This is a genomic window from Pseudostreptobacillus hongkongensis (genome assembly GCF_001559795.1).
Lineage (GTDB): Bacteria > Fusobacteriota > Fusobacteriia > Fusobacteriales > Leptotrichiaceae > Pseudostreptobacillus > Pseudostreptobacillus hongkongensis.
In genome coordinates this window covers 1-249 of sequence record NZ_LOHY01000052.1, presented here as the reverse complement: position 1 = coordinate 249, position 249 = coordinate 1, and the positions used below count along the sequence as shown (strand labels likewise).

Annotated in this window: 1 protein-coding gene; it reads right to left on the bottom strand. The window is 28.9% G+C overall.

The genetic code is table 11. The features are described from left to right. Positions 1-17: 17 nt before the first annotated feature. Positions 18-249 (bottom strand): 3'-5' exonuclease (locus AYC59_RS01355; protein WP_156445444.1); only part of this gene is annotated, 232 nt, incomplete at its 5' end.

Genomic DNA, 249 nt, shown 5'->3' with positions numbered 1-249 from the left:
CATTTTTTAGTTATAAATCAAACGTCAAATTGAGCATTGTGAGCAACAAGAGTACAGTCGTTAACAAAATCTATGAATCTAGTCATAACATTTTCTATAGTTTCTGCATCTCTTACCATATTTTCATTAATACTTGTAATTTCTATGTTTTTTTGAGGTATAGGCTTTTCTGAATTTACAAATTCTGAAATTTTTGAAACCACCTTTCCGGCCTTTAGCTTATCTGCACCTATTTCTATTATTTTATCA